General features: G+C 60.1%; 18 protein-coding genes and 1 pseudogene. 13 read left to right on the plus strand and 6 right to left on the minus strand.

Annotation, left to right across the window (positions count from 1 at the left end; all coding sequences use genetic code 11):
- Positions 1-4: 4 nt before the first annotated feature.
- Entirely contained in the window at positions 5-1,189 is a 1,185-nt protein-coding gene (locus tag MOQ67_RS12115) for an acetyl-CoA C-acyltransferase family protein (RefSeq protein ID WP_169866112.1), read from the minus strand.
- A gap of 127 nt (positions 1,190-1,316) precedes the next feature.
- Between MOQ67_RS12115 and MOQ67_RS12120 the strand changes: the two genes are divergently transcribed.
- The 3 genes and pseudogenes from MOQ67_RS12120 (at position 1,317) to MOQ67_RS12130 (ending at position 4,175) form a co-directional block, all read left to right on the plus strand.
- Positions 1,317-2,333 (plus strand): AraC family transcriptional regulator, encoded by a 1,017-nt coding sequence (locus MOQ67_RS12120; RefSeq protein WP_014338774.1) that lies wholly within the window; start codon positions 1,317-1,319, stop codon positions 2,331-2,333.
- A gap of 780 nt (positions 2,334-3,113) precedes the next feature.
- Positions 3,114-3,311, plus strand: a pseudogene (locus MOQ67_RS12125) (HAMP domain-containing protein); the annotation flags it as partial.
- A gap of 138 nt (positions 3,312-3,449) precedes the next feature.
- The gene (locus MOQ67_RS12130; RefSeq protein ID WP_413469184.1) at positions 3,450-4,175 is read left to right on the plus strand and encodes a methyl-accepting chemotaxis protein; all 726 of its coding nucleotides are present in this window, start codon (positions 3,450-3,452) and stop codon (positions 4,173-4,175) included.
- 52 nt (positions 4,176-4,227) lie between these two features.
- Here MOQ67_RS12130 and MOQ67_RS12135 read toward each other — a convergent pair whose 3' ends face one another.
- From MOQ67_RS12135 to MOQ67_RS12145, 3 genes are all read right to left on the minus strand, one after another.
- Positions 4,228-4,686 carry a MarR family winged helix-turn-helix transcriptional regulator gene (locus tag MOQ67_RS12135; protein WP_169866116.1) on the minus strand — a complete coding sequence of 153 codons (459 nt, stop codon included), beginning with the start codon at positions 4,684-4,686 and terminating at the stop codon, positions 4,228-4,230.
- Between the two features lie 64 nt (positions 4,687-4,750).
- Positions 4,751-5,308, minus strand: coding sequence for a GTP cyclohydrolase I FolE (gene folE, locus MOQ67_RS12140; protein ID WP_014338777.1), 558 nt, complete (start codon positions 5,306-5,308; stop codon positions 4,751-4,753).
- 100 nt (positions 5,309-5,408) lie between these two features.
- Positions 5,409-8,972 (minus strand): indolepyruvate ferredoxin oxidoreductase family protein, encoded by a 3,564-nt coding sequence (locus tag MOQ67_RS12145; protein WP_014338778.1) that lies wholly within the window; start codon positions 8,970-8,972, stop codon positions 5,409-5,411.
- 373 nt (positions 8,973-9,345) lie between these two features.
- Here MOQ67_RS12145 and MOQ67_RS12150 point away from each other — a divergent pair, with 373 nt between their 5' ends.
- The 8 genes from MOQ67_RS12150 (at position 9,346) to MOQ67_RS12185 (ending at position 18,364) form a co-directional block, all read left to right on the plus strand.
- Positions 9,346-11,016, plus strand: coding sequence for a DUF1302 domain-containing protein (locus MOQ67_RS12150; RefSeq protein WP_198717506.1), 1,671 nt, complete (start codon positions 9,346-9,348; stop codon positions 11,014-11,016).
- A gap of 67 nt (positions 11,017-11,083) precedes the next feature.
- A complete protein-coding gene (locus MOQ67_RS12155) occupies positions 11,084-12,436 on the plus strand; it encodes a DUF1329 domain-containing protein (protein WP_198717505.1) in 1,353 nt (450 codons plus the stop codon).
- A 65-nt stretch (positions 12,437-12,501) separates the two neighbouring features.
- Positions 12,502-13,320, plus strand: coding sequence for an SDR family NAD(P)-dependent oxidoreductase (locus MOQ67_RS12160; protein ID WP_014338781.1), 819 nt, complete (start codon positions 12,502-12,504; stop codon positions 13,318-13,320).
- Positions 13,321-13,353: 33 nt separating this feature from the next.
- Positions 13,354-13,803, plus strand: coding sequence for a nuclear transport factor 2 family protein (locus MOQ67_RS12165; protein ID WP_014338782.1), 450 nt, complete (start codon positions 13,354-13,356; stop codon positions 13,801-13,803).
- A 38-nt stretch (positions 13,804-13,841) separates the two neighbouring features.
- A complete protein-coding gene (locus MOQ67_RS12170) occupies positions 13,842-15,206 on the plus strand; it encodes a phosphotransferase family protein (RefSeq protein WP_198717504.1) in 1,365 nt (454 codons plus the stop codon).
- A 58-nt stretch (positions 15,207-15,264) separates the two neighbouring features.
- On the plus strand, positions 15,265-16,086 hold the full coding sequence (locus tag MOQ67_RS12175) for an SDR family NAD(P)-dependent oxidoreductase (protein ID WP_034114521.1): 822 nt from the start codon (positions 15,265-15,267) through the stop codon (positions 16,084-16,086).
- A 10-nt stretch (positions 16,087-16,096) separates the two neighbouring features.
- Complete coding sequence (locus MOQ67_RS12180; RefSeq protein WP_198717503.1) at positions 16,097-17,344, plus strand: MFS transporter; 1,248 nt, start codon at positions 16,097-16,099, stop codon at positions 17,342-17,344.
- 93 nt (positions 17,345-17,437) lie between these two features.
- A complete protein-coding gene (locus MOQ67_RS12185) occupies positions 17,438-18,364 on the plus strand; it encodes a quinone oxidoreductase family protein (protein ID WP_198717502.1) in 927 nt (308 codons plus the stop codon).
- 40 nt (positions 18,365-18,404) lie between these two features.
- Here MOQ67_RS12185 and MOQ67_RS12190 read toward each other — a convergent pair whose 3' ends face one another.
- The gene (locus MOQ67_RS12190) at positions 18,405-19,310 is read right to left on the minus strand and encodes a helix-turn-helix domain-containing protein (RefSeq protein WP_198717501.1); all 906 of its coding nucleotides are present in this window, start codon (positions 19,308-19,310) and stop codon (positions 18,405-18,407) included.
- A 141-nt stretch (positions 19,311-19,451) separates the two neighbouring features.
- Here MOQ67_RS12190 and MOQ67_RS12195 point away from each other — a divergent pair, with 141 nt between their 5' ends.
- Both MOQ67_RS12195 and MOQ67_RS12200 read left to right on the plus strand, forming a co-directional pair.
- On the plus strand, positions 19,452-20,363 hold the full coding sequence (locus MOQ67_RS12195) for a LysR family transcriptional regulator (protein WP_448675930.1): 912 nt from the start codon (positions 19,452-19,454) through the stop codon (positions 20,361-20,363).
- A 165-nt stretch (positions 20,364-20,528) separates the two neighbouring features.
- A complete protein-coding gene (locus MOQ67_RS12200; RefSeq protein ID WP_236309650.1) occupies positions 20,529-21,566 on the plus strand; it encodes an amidohydrolase family protein in 1,038 nt (345 codons plus the stop codon).
- A gap of 44 nt (positions 21,567-21,610) precedes the next feature.
- On the opposite strand, the gene MOQ67_RS12205 is transcribed toward MOQ67_RS12200, so the two are convergent.
- The gene (locus tag MOQ67_RS12205; RefSeq protein WP_014338790.1) at positions 21,611-22,456 is read right to left on the minus strand and encodes an SDR family oxidoreductase; all 846 of its coding nucleotides are present in this window, start codon (positions 22,454-22,456) and stop codon (positions 21,611-21,613) included.
- Between the last annotated feature and the right edge of the window lie 201 nt (positions 22,457-22,657).

Genomic DNA, 22,657 nt, shown 5'->3' on the forward strand with positions numbered 1-22,657 from the left:
CTTATCAAACCCGTTCGAACAACACGGCGATGCCTTGGCCGCCGCCAATACACATGGTCGCCAGGGCATAACGGCCTTGACAGCGATACAGTTCGTGAATGGCTTTGGTCGCAATGATCGCGCCAGTGGCGCCCACAGGATGGCCCAGCGAGATGCCCGACCCGTTGGGGTTGACCTTCTGCGGATCGAAGCCCAGTTCTTGCGCTACGGCACAGGCCTGGGCGGCAAAGGCTTCGTTGGCCTCGATCACATCGAGGTCGGCAACGCTCAGGCCGGCACGTTGGAGCACCAGGCGGGTGGCGGGAATCGGTCCCAACCCCATCATCGAAGGTTCAACGCCGGCGTGGGCATAACCTACCAGTCGCGCCAGGGGCTTGAGGCCTTGTTCGTGAACAGTCTGGCCCGTGGCCAGGATCAGTGCAGCGGCACCATCATTGAGGCCAGACGCGTTGCCAGCGGTGACGCTGCCATCCTTCTTGAAGGCCGGCTTCATGCGACTCAATTGCTCGGCGTCGACCTCGGCCCGTACGTGCTCATCCGTCGCAAACGAAACAGGCCCTTTGCGGGTCGCGACTTCGATCGGCACGATTTGCCCGGAAAAACGCCCTTCGGCAATCGCCCGGGCAGCCCGCTGCTGGCTCAGAAGCGCCAGTTCATCCTGGGTCTGACGCGTGATGCCATAGTGCTCGGCGATATTTTCAGCAGTGATACCCATATGGAAACCGGCAAATGGGTCCTGTAATACCCCAAGCATATAGTCGATGGCCAGCACGTTGCCCATTCGTGCCCCCCAGCGCGCCTGCGGCAACAAATACGCCCCCCGGCTCATGGACTCGACGCCACCGGCCAGCGCAGCACCCGCGTCTCCGAGCATCAAGCTTTGCGCGGCACTGACAATGGCCTGGAGACCCGAACCGCAAAGGCGGTTGACGTTGAAGGCGGGGGTTTCTTTCGTCAGGCCGGCATTCATTGCGACAGCCCGAGAGATGTAGGCATCACGTGCCTCGGTCGGGATCACATGTCCCATCACCGCATGGCCGATGTGTTCGGGCGCCAGGCCTGACCGTTCGATAGCGGCGCGGGAAACCTCGGTTGCCAAGTCAATAGGCGGCACGTCCTTGAGCGAGCCGCCAAAGCTGCCAATGGCAGAACGGACGGCGCTCACGACAAAAATATCGGAATGCTTCATGTTGCCCTCTAAGCAGGTCTTTTATGTTGGACACGTGTTTAGAATCAGCAGCGCCACTGGCCTATGCCAGAACTGTTCAAGGGTGATGGCGTTTTTTGCCATATTCAGATGTGAGAGAGGCATTCAAATGCGGGAAACGGATTCGGTGGCGGCTTACTTCATGTTCCCCATGATCCATGCGCTGCGTGAGAAACCGCAGCGTTTGCGTTCAATACTGGAGCAGGTGGGCATCGATCCGGCATTGCTGGGTCAACCGACAGCACGGGTACCGGCCAAGGCCTTCGCCGCGTTGTGGCTGGTGCAAATTCGTGAGCTGAACGACGAGTTTTTTCAATTGGACGCCCATGGCATGCCGCCGGGCAGTTTTGCCTTGATATGTAGGGCATTGATTCAGGAGCCGACGTTGGAGAAAGCCATGCGTCAGTGCCTGGCCAATTTTGCCCTGTTCCTAGGTGATTATCGCGGCACGCTAACTGTGCGTGGCAAACGTGCGGTGATCAGCTTGCAGAGCGGTTCGCAGGACAGTGAGGTCAGCCGGTTGGGAGAAGAAACGTTCCTGGTGTTGATGATCAGTCTGCTGTGCTGGCTGGGCGGGCGACGCATTCCTATCGATCGGGCAGACTTTCGTCATCAGCGCTTGTCGTTGCGTGATGATGCGTTGCTTTGGGGAGCCAACTTGACCTTTGGTGCCGAGCGCACCGAAATCGAGTTCGCCAGTCATTACCTGCGCTTGCCCGTAGTCCAAGACCTTGCCTCGCTGAAAGTTTTTTTGCGCACCGCACCGCAATGGCTGGTGATCCGCTTTCGCAACCAACATGGGCTGGCGTCGCAGGTTCATCAACGCCTGCGCCACAGCCATTACAGCGAATGGCCGACCTTGCAGGCCTTCGCCCTGGAGCAGCACCTGAGTCCCAGCACGTTTCGCCGGAAGTTAGGACGTGAAGGTTGTTCGTATCAGGAAATCAAAGATGAAGTGCGGCGCGCGCTGGCGTTTGAATGGTTGCGCCAGAGCAAGGCGAACATCAGCGAGATTGCCGAGCAGTTGGGATTTCAGGAGTCGAGTGCGTTTCATCGGGCGTTCAAGAAGTGGACGGGGGAGAGTCCGGGGCGATATCGGGCGCGGTTTCGGGTTCGTTCTGAATGAGCCATGCGCCTTGGCCGGCATATGAGGTGATGAGGCGTCGATGCGCGTGCGCGCTCGCTGGAACCGGTCATTGATGGGGGGCAAATAGTTATTTTTATTCTGAAAGAAGAATTAAATACTGTATAAAGAATTAGGCGGGAGAGTTGCCTGCCCAGTCATGTCCCTATAAAAACAAAAACGGTACCCATCATGTCACTTCTCAAAGGCCTTTCTATCGGCGGCAAACTCCTCGTGTTGCCCGGGTTATTCATGCTCGCTCTCCTGGTTGTCTCCGGTCTGGCCTACCGGGGGCTTGCCAAGCAGCAAGCGGTGATTGAGGAAATAGACCAGTTGCGCTTTCAGCAGTATCGCCAGGTATTGGAAACCTCGGCCGCCTCGCAGGCGGCGATGGTCGGCGCTTATGCGGCAGGCGCGCGAATTCTCGAATCCAACGGGCAAGCTTCTGCTGAAGACCTTGAGTCCTATCTGGAAGACATGCAGGCCAGTGTCGACGATATGCGCGTGGGGCTGGACAAGGTAGCCCGTGAGACGCGCCTGGGTGACGAGGAGAAAGCCCTCTACCAGGCCGTGCAGGAACAGGCCGCGGTCGTTGGCGAGGGCCTTGCCGATTTCAAGCGCACCGCCCTGAGCGATCAGATACAGGCTGCTTCGCTGCTCGGAAGGGTGCGCGCCGATAACAATGGGCTACAAGGCCAATTCAGCCGCCTTCTGGGGCTGCAGGCGGAGCTGACCTCTGGCGCCTTTGCCGAGGCCGGTGCCACGCAACGACAGGTATCGCAGATGCTGGTCGTGGTATTGCTGGTCGCCAGCATACTGGCTGTGGTGGTCAGTCTGTTATTGCGTTCACAGATCATCCGGCCCATCCGGGAAATCGAGCAGGCGTCGATCGACTTGCGCGACGGCGACCTGACCCGACGTGTGCGGGTCATGGGGCGAGATGAGGTTGCCCATACCGCCCAGGCATTCAACGAGCTCATTGATAGCTTCCAGCAGGCCATGCGCAAGGTAGCCGGCGTTGCGGCATCGGTTGGCGCGTCGGCGGAGGAACTTGTGGAAACCTCTGCTCGGGTGGCCGAAAGCTCTACCGCACAGGCCGGTGCGGTGGGTGCGGTTTCGATGACCATCGAGCAGATGAGCGACGGGATTGCAGCAATCTCCCGTCATGCAGAGAGCCTGCGCAGTTGTGCCGAAGCCAGTTTGCGTGGTGCGCAAGATGGACACCTGGCACTGGCACGACTGCTTCAGAAGATCGACAGCGTGCGCCTTGCGTTCTCAGCGATCCGCGGCTCGGTGGGCGATTTCGTCGAGAGCACGACGGCGATCACTACGAGCATCGGTCAGGTCAAGGATCTTTCCGCACAGACCAGTATGTTGGCCCTCAATGCGGCGATCGAGGCGGCGCGGGCAGGAGAGAGCGGACGCGGTTTCAGTGTGGTGGCCGACGAGGTGCGCAACTTGGCACAACGCTCTGCGACGGCCGCTAATTCGATCAACGAACTGACCGTGAAGCTGGAGAGTCAGTCTGAGGTTGTCGACGAAGCCCTGCGCGCCGGCACGGTGGCGTTGGATGATAGCGGCCGATTGTTGACTGAGTTGGAAAGTACGCTACAACAGGCAGCGGAACTGGTCGGTGATTCCACGCGCGGGGTGGACCAGATTGCGGACGCGGCGAGTGTGCAGAGCGAGGGTGGGCGGGGCATCACTGCGAACGTCGAGCACATCGCACGCATGGCCGGCGAGGGCGATGCGATCACTCATCAAGTCTCCGGAGCCGTGGTTTCTTTGCGGGAGCTGTCCGATGAGCTGAATCTGGCGGTAGGACGTTTTCGCTTTGAAATATGACCGACCGATCCAGGGCGCCTACGGATGGGTGCTTGGTGGATTCCCGTTGCACCTAGCCTGCTGTGGCTTCGTCCGGGGGCAGGCTGCAAGCCGTCAGCAAATGTTCACGCATACGCTCTAGGTACTGCTGCAATTGGTCATACTCCTGAGGGGAGAAGTCTGCCATGGCCTCCAGTCGCGTCTGCTCGCCAATGGAGCGCATGAACTTCAGCAGCGGGTGGGCACTCGGGGTTAGGAACAACAAGAAAAAACGACGGTCAGTGGGGTGGTTGCGACGCTCAATCAAACCGCGCGCCTGCATTTTGTCCAGCAGGCGTACCAGAGTGACAGGCTCGACTTCCAGCAGATCGGCCAGACCCTTTTGGTAAATGCCCTCATGCATGGACAGTTTGGATAGAACTTGCCATTGAGCGCGCGTTAGGCCGGCTGCACGAGTCAATCGCTCGAAACGTTTTCGCATCAAACGGGCAACGTCATGGAGAACAAAGCTGAGGGTAGATTCAGTTGTCATTAGGGCACCTCAAGTCAATGTTTGAACTGAATGCCGCCATGCCTGGGCGAATCAGGTGCATCGCCTAGCGGCTGCGGATCAACTGCAAGAACTCCTGGCGCGTGTTGTACGACTCGCGAAAAGTACCGAGCATTACCGAAGTGCTCATTACAGAGTTCTGCTTTTCAACGCCGCGCATCATCATGCACATGTGTTTCGCCTCGATTACCACCGCCACGCCGGCGGCACGGGTGATCTGGGCAATAGCTTCGGCAATTTGACGGGTGAGGTTTTCCTGAATTTGCAGGCGGCGGGCAAACATATCGACAATACGCGCCACCTTTGACAGACCAAGCACTTTGCCCGTCGGCATGTAAGCAACATGCGCCTTACCAATAAACGGCAGCATGTGATGTTCACACAGCGAGTAAAGTTCGATATTCCGGACGATGACCATCTCATCGTTGTCCGACTCGAACAGTGCACCGTTGACGATCTCTTCGAGCGTTTGCCGATAGCCATGGCAGAGGTAATGCATGGCCTTGGCCGCGCGTTCTGGCGTATTCAGCAAGCCTTCTCGCTGCGGATCCTCGCCCACGCCTTGGAGTATTTCCCGGTAGTTTTTCGCCAGCTTTTCGTCCATTAGTCGACCTTGTTGTCAGGTTGAAAAAGAAGAGAACGTCATACCCTGCCACGTGGCAAAAAAACGTACACCCCGACGCCGCAGCGCCGGGGTGTCGAACTTAAAGTTGGGTGACGGTGATTTTTCCTGTGGTTCGACTGGCATCGTGAAACGCTGCCCCCGTGCCGTTGCGCCACTGCTCAAGCAAAAGTGCCTGGCGCTCTCGGGCGTGGGCGAGGAAGCGTTCTTTAACCGGACCATAACCGCGGACGCTGTCTGGCAACTGCGCCAGATCCTGAGCCAGGCCCAGCTTGTCCGCAGTCAAATCACTCAACACTTCGTCGAGGATGCTTTCATAGTTGGCCAGCCAGTTACGTTCCACCTTGCGCTCGTGGGTGCGACCGAATGGATCGAGCCAGGTGTTGCGCAGGAACCTGAGCTTGGCCAGCAGCTTGAAGCCTTGCAGCATCCACGGGCCGAAGCTGCGCTTTTTCGGCTCACGACCGGTACCGTTATCATTGAGCAGCGGTGGCGCCAGGTGGAAGCGCAGGCGGTAGTCGCCCTCGAAGCCCGCCTGGATTTTTTCCAGGAATTGACCATCGGTAAACAGACGTGCCACTTCGTATTCATCCTTGATCGCCAGCACTTTGAAGTAGTAACGGGCGACGCTTGCCGACAGCTTGCCCGGCTGCCCGAGCAGTGCCGTTTCCGCTGCCATGACTTGCTCGACCCGTTGTCGGTAACGTTGGGCATACGCCTTGTTCTGGTACGCCGTGAGAAATGCCACGCGGCGTTCCAGCGTTTCCTCCAGGCTTTGCGACAGCCGGCGATCTGCGTTCTGCACGTTGCCGGCTTCCAGCTTGCGCAAGACCCGTGGCAAATCTTCGGCACTGCGCCGGCCCCATGCAAAGGCTGAAAGGTTGAAGGGGACCGCAGTGCCATTCAATTCGATGGCCTGTAGCAGCGCCGCTTCGCCCACGGGCAACCAGCCTTTCTGGTAGGCATAGCCGAGCATGAAGGTATTGGTGGCAATCGAATCGCCCATCAATGCCGTGGCGATTTTGCTCGCGTCGACGAAGTCGGCCTGGGCCTGGCCAACCGCTTCGGCGATTTGTGCCGACATGCTTTGGGTCTGGAATGTCGGGTCCGGGTGTTTCTGCAAATCGCCGCTTTCGGCCTGTTGGGCAAAGGTGCGCACAAAGGCGCTGGTAATACTTTCTTCACTGTTGATCAACGCATGGGTAACGCCCTGGCGCAGCTTGGACAGGGTTTCGGTGTTGGCGCTGACCACCAGGTCGCAGCCCAGCAGCAGCGCTGCTTCACCTTCGGCAATCCGGGGCGCGAACAACTGATCCTGATGCGCGGCGATGCGGATATGCGACCACACCGCGCCGCCTTTTTGCGCCATGCCCGCCATGTCCAGGTTGAGTGTGCCTTTACCTTCGATAAACGCTGCCATTCCCAGCAGTGCGCCGATGGTCACCACGCCGGTGCCTCCTACGCCGGTCACCAGAATGCTGTAGGGCTCATCCAGGGTAACGGTCGCAGGGGTTGGCAGTTCCCAGACGTCATCCGCCGTAGCCGCCAGCGCCTTGGGTTTGCGCAAAGCGCCACCTTCGACCGTGACGAAACTCGGGCAGAAGCCGTTGAGGCAGGTGAAGTCTTTGTTGCACGAGGACTGGTCGATTTCCCGCTTGTGGCCGTACTCGGTTTCCACTGTCACCACCGACATGCAGTTGGATTTGCTGCTGCAATCACCGCAGCCTTCACACACCGCTTCGTTGATCACTACCCGGCGGGCCGGATCGGGGAACTTGCCGCGCTTGCGACGCCGACGTTTTTCCGCGGCGCAGGTCTGGTCATAAATGATTGCAGACACACCCTGGAATTGACGCAGCTGTTCCTGCACCTCGTCCATCTTGTCGCGACGCAGCACCGGCACGCCATCAGCCAGATCATGGATATGCTGGTATTTCTCGACATCGTCGCTGACCACCACCACGCGCTGTACGCCTTCGGCGGCGAGCTGTCGGCTGATCTGCGCCACGCTGAGGCTGCCGTCCACCGGTTGCCCACCGGTCATGGCTACGGCATCGTTGTAGAGAATCTTGTAGGTGATCTGCACATTTGCCGCGACGGCAGCCCGGATCGCGAGAATGCCGGAGTGGAAATAGGTACCGTCACCCAGATTGGCGAAAACATGTTGGGTGGTGGTGAAGGGCGCCTGGCCGATCCACGCCACGCCTTCGCCACCCATCTGGCTGAAAGTCTGGGTCTGGGGGTAGATCCACGCGGCCATGTAATGGCAACCGATGCCGGCCAGTGCCCGGCTGCCCTGGGGCACTTTGGTCGAGGTGTTGTGCGGGCAACCGGAGCAGTAATGGGGGACGCGGTCCATCAGGTTGCTGAACTGGCCTTTGCTGGCCAGCTGCGCATCCAGCACGGCCAGGCGCACTTGCAGCGGGCCACTTTGATGTACCCGCAACATACGCTTGGCCAGCGCACGGGCGATCATCGCCGGGGTCAGGTCGTTGATGGCGGGCAGCAACCAATCGGTGTGCGGTAGGCTCCATTCACCTTTGTCGTCAAACTTGCCGACGATGCGCGGGCGGACATCTTCGCGCCAGTTGTAGAGTTCTTCCTTCAACTGGTATTCGATCATGTGGCGTTTTTCTTCGACCACCACGATTTCTTCCAGGCCCTCGGCGAACTGCCGCACGCCTTCAGCCTCCAGCGGCCAGACCATGCCGACCTTGTACACGCGCAAGCCGATCTGCTGCGCCAGGGCTTCATCGATACCGAGGATTTTCAGTGCCTGGCACACGTCGAGGTAGGATTTGCCGGACGTGATGATACCGATCCGCGCCTTCGGCGAGTCCATCACGATCCGGTCGAGGCGATTGGCGCGGGCGTAGGCGAGGGCGGCATACAGCTTGTGTTCCAGCAGGCGTTGTTCCTGCGCCAGGGGCGGGTCTGGCCAGCGAATATTCAAGCCGCCTTCGGGCAGCGGGATATCGGGAATGATCGGCTGCACGCGATGAATGTCTATATCGACAATGGCCGCGCTCTCCACGGTATCGGCCACTGCCTTGAGTGCAACCCAGCACCCGGAATAACGTGACATGGCCCAGCCGTGCATGCCGTAGTCGAGGTATTCCTGCACGCCCGATGGTGCCAGTACCGGCATCATGACTGCTTTGAAGATGTGCTCGGTCTGGTGAGGCAGCGAGGAGGAACGCGCGCCATGGTCATCACCGGCAATGGCCAGTACACCGCCGAACGGCGAGGTGCCGGCGGCGTTGGCGTGACGGAACACATCGCCGCAGCGGTCGACGCCCGGACCCTTGCCGTACCACATGCCAAACACGCCATCGTAGGTGGCGCCTTCGAAGAGGTTGACCTGCTGCGTACCCCAGATCGAGGTGGCGGCGAGGTCTTCGTTCATGCCTGGATGGAACACTGTGTGGTGCGCCTTGAGATAGTCGCGCGCCTTCCACAATGCCTGGTCGAAACCACCCAGCGGCGAGCCCCGATACCCGGAAATAAACCCGGCGGTGTTCAGGCCATTGGCCAGGTCGCGTTGGCGCTGCATCAGCGGCAGGCGCACCAGCGCCTGAATCCCGCTGAGCAAAACGTTTCCACTGTGCTGGACGTATTTGTCATCCAGGGACGGGGGCGCACTCATGTTCATCCTCCAGGCTTTATTGTCATGGCGGCGCCAGGAGAGCGGCGTTGCCTAGTTATTGGCCGGAGTCTAGGGAGTGCTTCTGTCATCGTAAAATCACAAAAACGACGGGTCGGTATTGGTTATTCAAATACCGCTCAGTCGTCCAGCGGTCCGTGCTGACACAGCTTGCGTGTTGCACGCCCTCCGTGGGCCTGAGCATTTGATCAATACCAAAATGCATTTGAGCAATGCTCCCAACCGTTGTGCCCGAACCTCCCCCTCCCGTCTACTTCAGGCCATACCGAATGCCGTCGGGCCGGCGCTTATCGCGCGGCCCAAACGGCCCAACGCCTCGGCTGCCAATAACAACAAGAATGTAGGGGGAGTGTTGATGATCGATGCAAAGTTAAAGCCGTTAAGCCTGGCCGTCTGGTTCAGCGTGACCGGGTGTGCCTTCATCGTCAGCCCTGGTCAGGCTGCCGAGTTTGATACCGGCAATCCCGACCTGACCGCGCGCTGGGACAACACCGTACGTTACAACCTCGGGATACGGGCCGAGGGACGCGACTCCGCGTTGGCCAACAATGCCAGCTACGACGAGTCCGATTCCAAGTTCGATCGAGGCGATGTGGTGACCAATCGCATCGATTGGATGAGTGAAATGGAGGTGGCTTACAAGCAGTACAACGGCTTTCGCATCAGCGGCGCCGCCTGGTACGACCAGGCATATGCGGACACCGATGTCGAAACCAGCCCTGGCAATGTCTACTACCCCGGCGCGTTTCCCGGTACCAGCACGCCGAGCTACACCAACGGCCATTACTCGGGCTTTACCAAGCGCTACCACCGCGGCCCCAGCGGTGAGTTGCTGGACGCCTTCGCCTTTACCCGCTTCGAACTCGGTGACATTCCGGTCAGCGTACGTGCCGGTCGACACACCGTGTACTGGGGCAATGGCCTGCTGATTGCCGGGCATGCGGTCTCCTATTCGCAAGCACCGCTGGATGGGCGCAAGGCCGTGAGCAACCCCGGTACCGAGACTCGCGAAATTTTCCTGCCATTGACGCAGCTTTCCACCCAGGCACAGGTCACCGACAAGTTATCGGTGGCGGCGCAGTATTTCTTCGAATGGGACACCACTCGGGCACCGGAAGGCGGCACTTATCTGGCGTCTGCCGACGTCGCCCTGGAGGGGCCGGACCGCTTGCCGCTGTTCAGTGGTGTATCACGGCCGTTGATCGATCCGGTCAAGCCCAAGGACCGGGGCAACTGGGGGGTGATGGGCACTTACAGCTTCGACTTCCTGCACTCGGAGGTCAGCCTGTTCTATCGCCAGTTCGACGATTACAACCCGTGGGGCCTGCAGGTGGCGCCCACCTTCGCCCGGTACGTGTACGCCGAGAACGTCAAGCTCTATGGCCTGGGTTATTCCGCTGGCCCGGTACTGGGTGGTGGCTCCCTGGGAGTAGACCTGTCGTATCGCCAGAACACCTCGCTGGTCTCCAGCAATATCAGCACCGTCGACAACCAAGGTGCCCGGGGTGATACGTGGCACATGGTGGTCAACGGCTTGTGGTTGCTGCCGCGCACCGATTATTTCGACACCGGCAGCCTGATTGCCGAAATGGCTTTCAGCCATGTGGCACGGGTGACCCAGCATGAAGAACTGTTCAAGGGCGAAGGCTATGGCGGCTGCCCGGCCGGCCAGGACAAGCACTACGGCTGCGCCACCAAGAACTATGTCGGCCTCGCCGTCAGCTTTGCGCCGCAATGGCTTGGGGTGTTCCCCGGCTGGAATATTTCCACCCCCATGAGTGTGGATTACGGCGTCAACGGCAATGCCGCAACGGGCGGTGGCAACGAAGGGAAATACACCTGGAAGGCTGGCATCAAGGGCACTTACGACGAGCGCGTTGACGTGACCCTGTCGTACATCGGCTACGGCAGTGAGCGCCACTACGCGGACGTCGCCGGTGTCGGCAAAACGGTGGTTGGCGGTTCCGGCGATGTTGGTCTGACCGACCGTAACTGGGTGTCCTTGACCCTCAGCACCGCGTTCTGAACAGCCTCTGAATGCAATGCAGTGATCGCCGGGTTCGGTGATCACCCCCCTCTGATCGGAGAATGTCATGATGGTTGATTTTCATGCGATAGGCCTGGTGGTCATCGCGTTGGCGGGTTCGGCGTTGGCCGATGACAGCTTCACCCCGGCCGACCTGGGCGGCAAGCTCACGCCGTTTGGCGCGATAGTCGCGGGCAACGCCGCGGGCACGATCCCGGCGTACGACGGTGGTTTGAAAGTGCCTGCAGGCCTGGTGCCCGGCGATGGGAACTGGCCCAACCCGTTCGCCAATGAAAAACCACGCTTGCGCATCACGGCGGCCAACGCCGATCAGTACGCCGACCAATTGGCGGCCGGGCAATTGCAACTGCTCAAGCAGAACCCCGACACCTATTATCTCGAGGTGTACCCCACGCACCGGACGGCGGCCTTTCCGGCTGACTTTCTGGCCGCCACCCAGCGCAACGCCAGCCGCAAGGAATGCAAAACCGAAAACGACGGTCTGTCGATCAGCGAAGGCTGCCGTGGCGGCCTGCCATTCCCGTTGCCGCGTGACGGTCGGGAGTTGATGTGGAATTACATCCTCAACTACCAGGGCGTGAATGGCTGGGACTGGAACCACAGTGCCTATGTGGTCAACGAAGGCCATGCGACGCTGACCAACACCAACCAGTCCACCGGCGAAAAACCTTTCTACCAATTGGAGGTGCCAGGGCGCGATCCAAAAATCGCCCAGCGTATCTGGTCGCGCATTGTCGCGCCGGCTCGCACCGCCGGGCAGGCATCCGGGTATTGGGATTACCTCCACCCGGTCGCCGACGCCCGATACGCCTGGAGCTACAGCACCGGCCAGCGCCGTGTGCGCAAGGCCCCGGAGTTCAATTACGACACCCCCAACTCGGCGTTCGGCGGGGTGGCGTTCTACGACGAAATCTTCCTGTTCTCCGGGAAGATGGACCGCTTCGACTGGAAGCTGGTGGGCAAGAAGGAAATGTTCATTCCCTACAGCAACTACACGCTGAAATGGGGTTGCGACATGGACAAGAAGCTCATGCCCAAACACATCAACCCCGCTTGTGAGCGTTGGGAGCTGCACCGCGTCTGGGTGGTGGAAGCGACCCGCAAGGACGGGGTGCGCCACGCGCAAAAGAAACGTCGCTACTACATCGACGAGGACACCTACGGCGCTGCGGTCTACGACGCCTGGGACGACAGCGGTGCACTGTTCCGTACCGGCTCGCAGTACAACATCGAGGCCTACGGCATTCCCAACAATCCGCAACAGGATTCCTACTCGCTGTACGACTTCACCCGTGACCAATACGGCATGTTCGGCAATGGCCCGACGCGCTACCGAAAGGCACCGGTGGCTGAGCGTGAAGCCAACCCGCAGACCATCGCCGGGGGGCAGACCCGCTGACGTCATGCTCCTTTTCGGCGTTCGCCACGGGCGCCGATTTTTTTTATCCGTCCCGAGATTCCTTTATGAGCGAGATCCTGAAACGTCTAGCCGGCAAAATCTGTGTGATCACCGGCGCAGGCAGCGGCATTGGCCGTGCCTCGGCACTGCGTTTTGCCAGGGAAGGCGCCACGGTGGTGGTCACCGATCTTTACGCTGAATCGGCGCAGGCCGTGGCAGCGGAAATCGGTGCCAACGCCCTGGCCTTGCAGGTGGACGTCGGTGATGAAGACGCCTTGCGGCAGATGATTGAGCAGACCGTCCAGACCTTCGGTTGGATCGACGTGCTGTTCAACAACGCCGTGTACCGAAACCCGGCCACCACGCGCGATATCGACTTCATCAACTTCAACACCGAGCTGTTCCACAACTGCATGCGTGTCAACGTGCTGGGCGGTGTGCTGGCGTGCAAATACGCCTTGCCGCACATGCTCGCCCAGGGCAGTGGCTCGATTTTGTTCACCTCGTCCACCAGCTCGATTGCCGGTGAGATATCCCAGTTCAGCTACGGCGCCTCCAAGGCCGCGCTCAACTGGTACGTGCAAAGCATTGCCGCCACCTTCGGTAAGCGCGGCATTCGTTGCAATGGCATTTTACCGGGGGTGATTCGCACGCCTGCCATGGAAAGCTGGGCCAACGAGGCCATGAAGGCCGCCTTTCTCGATCTGCAAAACGTACCGCAACTGGGCGAGCCGGAAGATATCGCCGCCATGGCTGCTTTCCTCGCCAGCGACGACGCGGCCTATGTCAACGGCACGCTGATGCGCGTGGACGGCGGCATGAGCTGCGGCACGCCGATGGTGCCGGTGGTGCGCAATTTCCTGCTGCCCAAAGCCTCGGTCTGATGCCGATCCATTCACTGCACTGGAGCCCGTTTCATGGCACTCGAACAGGAACGCTTCATCCTCGACATGCTGGCCGCCTGGGGCGATGGCAGCGACGGCAGCCGCCCCGATATCGACCGCATCATGGCCACCTTCGCCGACAACGCCGTCTGGCAACTGTGGGTGCCGGGTGGCCCGGTGATCCGCGGGCATGCTGCGTTGCGTCGCGAGATCGAGCGGCAGATGAGTTATGTCACGCATAACCGCTGCACCACGCGCCACATTGTCTCTTCCGAGCGCGTGGTGATGACCGAGCGCGACGATTACTGCGTCAGCAATGGCATCCCCATGCCGCACTCGATGGTGGCGGTGTATGAGCTGGATGAAAACGGGCTCATCTGTGCCTGGCGCGAGTACCTGGACACCGCCGACCTTGCCAGGAAAAAAGGCGTGCCGCTGGAACAGGTGGGCGGGCCTGGGGCTGGAGTGACCGACACCCATTGAAAACGGCGCTGGTCATCAGCGCCTGATGAGGACCTTGTATGTCAACAACAATAAATGCGACCTGTGATCCGCTCGAAGAAAAGCTGCGTACTTTTGTCGAAGGGCTGCTGGGTGGGAAAGTCACTGCCATGCAACGCCTGCCGCGCTGGCGCCCGGCCTGGAACCTTGAACTGCAACGCGAGGGCGAAACCCTTCAACTGCACATTCGTGGCGAGCGCGGGGGGGATGTCAGTCCATTTCCGGAGCTACGCCGGGAAGCGGATATTCTCACTGTGCTCGATCAGCAAGGCGTGCCGGTACCGCGTATCTACGGTTTCTGCGAAGATCCGCAGGCCATCGTGATGCAGTGGGTGCCGGGGAGTCGTGATGTCAGCACCGCGCAGAGCGATGCCGAACGCCATGGGGTCGCACGCCAGTGGGTCGACGCCATGGCACGCATGCATCAATTGCCGCTGCAACCCTTTGTCGAGCAGGGTATTGACCTCCCAACAGGTGCCGAGGACATGACCTTGGCAGGCCTGGAGGCCTATTACCCGCTGTACGCGCGTAATAAAACCAAGCCGCAACCGCTGGCCGAATTCGCCCTCGGTTGGCTGCGCCGCAACGTGCCACGGCACCGCACCCGGCCTGCTTTCGTTCAGTATGACTCGGGGCAATTCCTGTTCGAGAACGGCCAGGTGCTTGGCCTCTATGATTTTGAATTCGCCATGATCGGCGATCCCCTGGCCGACCTGGCTTCGGCGCGCATGCGCGACAATTATGAGCCGCTCGGGGACAGCTTCGCGGCCCTGTATCGCTACTACCAGCAAGTGACCGGTGAACCGGCGGACCCCGATGTCGTGCGTTATCACACCGCCCTGTTTGCCACCGTCAGCACGATGCAGTTCTCGGCGTCGGTGGCTACGCCACAACCGGGTGACCCCCATGACACCTACGCCGAGTTTGACCTCGCCCTGCGCCGGGTGGTGGTGCATGCGCTGGCCGAAGCCATGGGGGTCGCTCTGCAAACGCCGACACTGGACATTGTCAGCAGTGGCCCGAATGCAGCGTTGCTGACCATGCTCGCCGATGCCCTGGCACAGGTGGAAGTGAGCAGTGACTTCCAGAAGACTAAACTGCGCGCAGTGAGCAAATTGGTGGAATACCTGGGTCGTGGTGATGCCATGGAGTTGCACTTGCGCGAGCTGGAACAACAAGAAGCGCAAGACCTGCTGGACCGCACCTTCAGTGGCTACAACGAGATCGATGCAGAGCTGGAGGCCTTTGTCAAAAGCGCCGGGCCCGAATACGACGAGCCCTTGCTGCGCCTGTTCATGGCGCAAATCGAGCGCCGCGTCCTGGTCTATGGCAGCACCGCCATTGGCGCCTCCGCCAGCCACATCGACCTGCCGCCTGTCATCTGACGCGCTGAAACCTTCCTCGTCCGGTGATCGGTCACCGGACCCTCGTTTTGGAGTCCCTATGCCTGTTCCTAATAATGCCTTCGCGCATCGGTATGGCCCATGGGCCGTGATTGCCGGCGCCTCCCATGGCCTGGGCGCTGCGTTCGCCCGTTCACTGGCCGAGCGTGGCCTCAACTGCGTGCTGGTGGCGCGCCGTGGTAACGCGCTGGCGCAATTGAAAAGCGAATTGGAGCAACGGTACGCCATCGATGTGCTGGTGGTGACCCAAGACCTTGCTCATCCGAATGCCTGCGAGCAATTGATGGCGGCTGTGGGTGAACGGCAAGTCGGTCTGTTTATTTACAACGCTGGCGGTGACCCTTACATCACACGCTTCCTCGACACCTCGGTTGAGGACTGGGGCGCCTTGCTGCGCCTCAATTGCTCGACCGTGATGCAATGCAGCCATGCCTTTGGTGCCGCCATGCTGGCGCGCGGACAGGGCGGACTGCTGCTGGTGGGTTCCCAGGCTGCATTGGGCGGTATTCGCAAACTGGCGATGTACGCCGCCACCAAGGGGTTCGCATTGAATCTCGGCGAGTCGTTATGGGCCGAGTGGAAAGACCGTGGCGTGGATGTGCTCAACCTGCTCATCGGCACCGTCGACACACCGACCATGCGTGATGCTATGGTCAAGTTGAACATTCCCGACGCTCTGACCATGACCTTGCCCCAGGCTGAAGACCTGGCGCTCCTGGCGCTTGAGGAACTGGGCAATGGCCCGACGCTGATCCATCCCGAAGACATCCTCGCCCAGGGCGCGGATACACCCGGTGCGGCACGTCGTGCCCATGTGCTGGGCAAGAGCGCGCAAGCGGCTGTGTTTATCGGCAACGACTGAGGTCACCCCCATGAAAGGTTTTGATAACGCAGAATTCAAACGCGGGTGGCAAGTGCTGATCCTGGCCCTGATCGGCGTCGCGACCAGTTCCAGTTCGTTGCTGCTGTACAGCTTCAGTTCCATGGTCATTCCTCTGGAACAGGCCATGGGCTGGGGCAGGGCAGAGTTGCAGGCAGCGATCACCGCGCTGTCGCTGGGCACCATTGTCGCGTCGCAGTTGGCGGGCTCGCTGAACTTGCGATATGGCCTGCGCCGGGTCACGTTGCTGTCGCTGCTGGCGCTGTCCCTGAGTGTCTTCACCCTGACCTGTATCAACGGTTCGATCTGGACCCTCTACCTGGGGTTTTTCCTGGTGCCGCTAGCCGGGCTGGGTACATTGCAGGTGACCTGGTCGCACCTGGTCAACTTGTGGTTCGAGGAAAACCGTGGCCTGGCGCTGGCGATCATCCTCAGCGGCTCCGGGCTGGCCGCCATCATGCTGCCGCTGGTTACCGCCTGGGCGATCGGCCGCTGGAATTGGCAGGCCGGTTTCCTGGCGCTGGGCGTATTGCCGGTGCTGCTGGCGTTGCCCTTGGCACTGCGGTGGTTATTACCGACGGCCAATGTCAGCCACAACACCACACAACTCCCAGCCGCCAACGGACAAGCTGGAGGGCTGTTACTGCGGGAGGCGCTGCGTTCATGGCGGTTCTGGGTTTGCAACCTGTCGATGACCTTGGTGGTTTCCTGCGTGGTGGGCATGGTCACCAATATCGTGCCGTTGCTGCAGGACAGAGGCCTGAGCGCCTTGCAGGCCAGCCAGGTTTTCAGCAGTTTTGGCGTGTCGCTGATTCTTGGCCGGCTGCTGGTGGGCTACCTGATTGACCGGTTGTGGGCGCCCGGCGTCGCCTCTTTGGCGCTGCTGATGCCGGCATTTGCCTGCGGCATTTTCGCCTATGGGGATTCCAGTATTGCGCTGTACATCCTCGCCACGTTGCTGGTGGGCGTGGGGGCGGGTGCCGAGTTCGATATCGCGGCATTCCTGATCGCCCGCTATTTCGGTATGCGTGACTACGGCCGCTTGTTTGGTGCCCACCTGGGCCTGATTACCGCCGGTGCCGCGATCTCACCGTTACTGTTCGCGGGGTTGTTCAAGCTCACCGGTGGCTACTCGGCCATGCTGCTGTTGAGTTCCATCTGCTTTGTCGTCGGGCCCTTGCTACTCCTGACGCTGGGTGGGTACCCGCGTTATCAGGTCGAGCCATTGACGAGCAGTTAAACGCGGCGCTTAAGTAAATCTGGACAGATAATAGAAAAATGTTCAATTATTGCTCGAGTGCAGCCTGACAATAAAACAGACAAGGAGAATGCCATGCGTGCCGCAATCATTTCCGAGCGCAATGCACCGCCAGTCGTCGGTGAGTTTTGTGAGCCGCAATCGCAAGACGGCGCAGTCCTGATCGATGTCGATACCGCCGGCCTGGGCGGCTGGGATGTCCTCGGCGCGTACCGACTCGGGGTTGAATACCCCTGTGTCATTCGCGGCGAAGGCGTGGGCCGGGCACCGGATGGTCGCCGGGTGTATTTCGGCGAGCGCTCGGTGTTGCCGTTTGGTGCCTGGGCAGAGCGCACCCTGGTTCCGCAAGCCGAGGTATGGAATGTGCCGGACGACGTCGACGATAAAACCGCGATCAGCATGGGCATCGCCGCTACCGGTGCCATCGTGCCGCTGGAAAAAGCCGCGATCCAGAAAGGTGAAAAGGTCCTGATACTGGGCGCCACCGGCACCCTCGGCCAGATTGCCCTGCAATTGGCGCGTGGCATGGGGGCTGGCAAAGTGGTCGGTGCTGCACGGTCGGGCGAAGCGCTGGGCCGTTTGAAGTCGCGGGGCCTGGCCGACGCTGTGGTGACGCTGGGTGGCAGCGATGATGTGGCTGCACTGAAGGATGCGGCCGATGGCGGATTTGATGTGGTGCTTGACCTCGTGTGCGGTCAACCCATGTTGACCTCCCTGAAAGCCACCAATTGGGGGGCGCGGATCATGACCATTGGCACGGGAGCCGGTCGCCAGCTCAATCTGGATATTGCCGATCTGTTGTTTCGCAACTTGTCGTGCATTGGCACGGGTCAACGCCCGCCCGCAGACCGTGAGCAGATCTGGCTCCGACTGCTGAAGATCGCCAAAGAGCAGCAGATCCAGGTGGATTACCTTGATTACACCCTCGACCAGGCGGCTGAAGCCTGGGCCGCGCAGGTCAATGGGCCACACGCCAAAATCACCGCCAAGATTCATCGCTGAAGCCATGAGCGCGAAAAGGGCGTCCTTGTCAGGGCGCCTGTCAGCGCTGGCGCTGGTGGCGAAACTCCTCGGGTGTGACACCGAGTTCTTTACGGAATGCGGCACTGAAAGCGGCGGCATTGTTGAAGCCGGCCTGATAGGCCACTTGTTTGATCAGCAGTCGTGAGTCGGCCAATAGCGCCACGGCTTTTTGCAGGCGACTTTGCGCGGCGTACTGACGCAAGGTCATGCCGGTGGTGTTTTTGCAGCGACTGGACAGCGTTCGCAGCGGCAGTTGGCAGGTCTGCGCCAGGTGGCCGAGGGAGCGGCCCTCATCGCTGGCGCTGTCGAGCAGCTCGCGCAGAATGTTGAGTTGACGAGGGCTGAGTTTTTCCGCGCTGTGCGAGGAGTGGACGGCATCGTCGTCCGCGTCGATGAACTCGCGGCGCAGGTCCAGGGCAATACTGGTGAGCAGGCACTCGGTTTGCAGTTCGCTGGCAAAACCGGGGTGGGCCACCTCTTCGGCCAGACGCTGCAGGGAGGCGTGCAGGTAACCGCTTTGCAGGTTGAGCATGGCTTCGCTGACGCCGTCTTGCCAATTCCAGCGATAGCTGCCCAGGACGCCGAGGGAGGAGGGATCGAACAGGCAGACCAGCGCTTTTTGCTCGCTGGCCGCGTGACGCAGGTGAAATTCGGTGCCGCGGGGAATGAACAATAGATTACCCAGGGGGTGGAATCGATGCGCGCCGTGGCTGGGGAAACTGCCGAAGTTAGGCTTGGTCTGGGCACTGGTCGGCAGCATCAGGCGTAACAGGCAACTGTCGCCGGTTTCGATCAAGGCGGTGCCCGTGTTGGACCACTGCGCGTGTTCAACCCGGATGTCGAAGCCTTGTCTGGCCAATGAAGCTTCAGTCAGGAAATTACCCGACGCTTCGCAGTCGTACTCGCTGTAGTGGATCGCGTTCATGGTTCAACCTTCAGCCATTTTTATTATTGGCGCTGAAATTCGAAAGATAACGATACGTCAGGGAGTTACCCGGCTTTGAGTGTACCCAGCGCGTGAGTCGAGCTGTTTCACATATTCAGGTGACAGGTATCAGAAAATCCGATGACGAAAGGCAAAGATATTTCCATGCGTCAACTGCGCTATTTCGTTGCCGCCGCCGACGCGGGCCAGTTTTCCCAAGCGGCGCTCAAGGCGCATGTCTCGCAGTCGGCGATTACTGCGGCGGTGCTGCACCTGGAGCAGTCCATGGGCGTCAGCCTGTTCGACCGTTTACCTCATGGCGTGACACTGACCGCTGAGGGCAACAAGTTTGCCCAGCATGCGCGGCACATCCTCGACACCTTGCAGGATGCCCTCAGTGAACCGCTGTTTCTCGGCCACACCATGCAGGGGACCGTGCGCATCGGCGCCTCCTACACGGTGCTGGGTTACTTTCTGCCTGCGCTGCTGGCACGCTTCAAACGTAGCTACCCTCAGGTCGAGATCGACCTGATCGATATGAACCGCCAGAGCATTGAGGAGGCCCTGGGCAATGGCGACCTCGATCTCGGCCTGACGATCGTCTCCAACACACCGAACCTCGACGGATTTGCTCACCATGTGCTGGTCCGTTCCCGCCGCCAACTCTGGTTGGCCAGCCAGCACCCGTTGATGGCTGCCACCTCGATCAATCTCGAGGACGTCGCCGGGCATGCCTATATCCTCTCCACGGTGGATGAGGGAGAGGCGTCGACCTTGCGCTATTGGGAATCCCGTGGGCTGGCCCCCAAGGTAGCTTTTCGCACCTCTTCCATGGAGGCGTTGCGCGGGTTGGTGGCGCATGGCTTCGGTGTGACCATTCTCTCGGACATGCTCTACCGGGCCTGGTCACTGGAAGGCAAGAAAATTGAGATCCGGCCGCTGGTGGATGTGATTCCACCCATGGAACTGGGGCTGATCTGGCTGCCGGATAACCGGTTGTCGGCGCCGGCCCAGGCGTTCCGGCAGTTCCTGATCATGGCCTGCGCCTCGTAGCCGCTACCGGCAGGTGGCTGTTCTAGTCGTTCACTCAATAATTAAATGAACACTTAATTAAAATGTGTCTATATAGTTGGCGATGCATTTATACCCTCAAATCGATCCGGAGCCCCTGCCAATGGGGCGTTCGGTCTGCTGGCTCATTACAACAAGGAGAACGCCATGCTGATTGATGTCCACGCCCACTTGCTGACCGAGGGCATGTTGAACCGCCATGAGTTCTGGGGGCCGTTCATGAAGGTCCAGGGGCTGACCGTGGGGCATTTTTCCCTCGGTACCAAACAACCGGCCAAAGCGGCTACGGATGCCGAAGCGCAGGCCAATCTCCTGGCGCGCATGACCCACGCCAGCCGTCGAAAGCTGATGGACGAGCGGGGTGTCGACAAACTGGTGATGTCCACGCCGTCCCACTGCTTCATGTACTGGGCGGGGGACTTCGCCAATGAGTACGCAAGCATCTGCAACGATGAATTATCCGCGTTTTGCCGGGCCGACCCCGACCATTTCGATTTCTGGTGCCATGCCAACCTGGCGGACCCGCAAAACGCGGCCAGGGAGATCGAGCGCGCCGTGACTCAGCTAGGCGCCAAGGGTGTCTGCGTGGGTGGGGCTAATTTCAATGGTTTGGAGGCTCACGATGAGCGCTTGTTTCCTGTCTGGGAAAAGCTGACCCAGCTGGATGTGCCGATTATGGTGCACGGCTTCAACCAGTCGATCTATTGGGGCGAGAAACATACGCAAGACAAATTCGAAACGACGTCGATCGTGGGCGACTGTGTCGATGAAACACTGTTTTTCTGGTACCTGATCTGCGGCGGCGCGCTGGATGTGTTTCCGACCCTGAAAACCTACATCACCCATGCCGGCGGTATGGCGGTGTTCCAGTTGGGGCGCCTGAGCGAACTGAACCGGGCCATGGCGCCGGACTCGCGCAACCAGCGGCCATTGATGGATTACCTGCCGAACTTTTACTTCGATCTCGACGTTCATGCTCCGGGCTTGCGTCGTGGTGTCGCCGAAGTGGTGGGCGCGCAGCGTCTGTTGTACGGCACCAACTTCGGCGGTGCCTACGACCATGGCGATCTGACCGAAGGCATCGGCTTATCCACTGAGGACCGCGAGCGGATTCGCAGTGGTAACGCGATTGAACTGCTCAAGCTGACGGTGCCGGCCAGCACTGACCGGATATTGACGCCGTGATGGAATAGCCTGCCAGGCATGGCCGCCAGGCGGCCATGCCCGTGTTATTCGCTGGCAGCGTTACGCGCCGCGATGGCAGCGGCAAAATCGCGCTTGAGGGTTGGGAAGTAGGCAATCTGTCCGCCCATGCCACCGGCAATGTCGATCGAGGCGGCGCTGATGAAGCTGGCATATTCACTGGCCAGGAACAGCGCCATGCCGGCCACGTCTTCAGGTTTGCCGTAACGCCCGAGCGGTACGACCTTCATCACCATGGCGTCGAATTCCTCGCGACTGACGCCCGGGCCCATTTCCTTGTAGTGGCGATCCCACTGACCGGTATCGATCCAGCCCATGTTCAGGCTGTTGACCAGGATATTGTCCTTGGGCAGGGACATGCCCAAGGAGCGGGAGAGGGCGATGCACGAGGCGCGGTTGATCACCGAGGGAATTCCGTCGGGCGTCGGAATCGCGCCGGCCAGGGCATTGATCTCAATGATCCGCCCCCAGCGCTGTTCACGCATGAACGGCACCACGGCCTGAACGAACCGGAAATGCCCCATCTGCAGAATGTTGGCATGTTCGAGGATGGCTTCCGGCGTCAGGGTCTCTAGATTGCCGCCACGCCCTTGACCGGCGTTGTTCACCAGCACATCGACACCGCCCCAGGCCTGTGCAACTTCAGCCACGAATGCTTTGACCCCCTCGCTGTCGGTCACGTCGACAGCCCGGGCAATGACCGCTTGGGCGTGTTGCGAGAGCTCCTTTGCGGCTTCGTGGACGGCAGTCTCGCTGCGGGCACAAATCGCTACCCGTGCGCCTTCGGCCGCGAAAGCCCGGGCAATGGCCAGGCCAATGCCCCGCGAAGCGCCCGTGATGATCACGCGTTTGGCACTCAAATCAATGTTCATGGTGGCTCCTCTTGTTTTTATCTGCCGCTGCGATGGCCGTTTTTTGCTGGGGAACATCCCAAATTCACTGGGTTTTCCGGAGCTATTGAAAGCTGAAAGAGGAAAAGCGTCAAAGACTATTTGAACGTTTATAGATTTTGTGTGCAGTATTATTCCTGGCATCGCCTGTGGCTGAAATCGGTATCCCAAGGAAGTCGATCG

Source organism: Pseudomonas sp. LY-1, assembly GCF_053502595.1.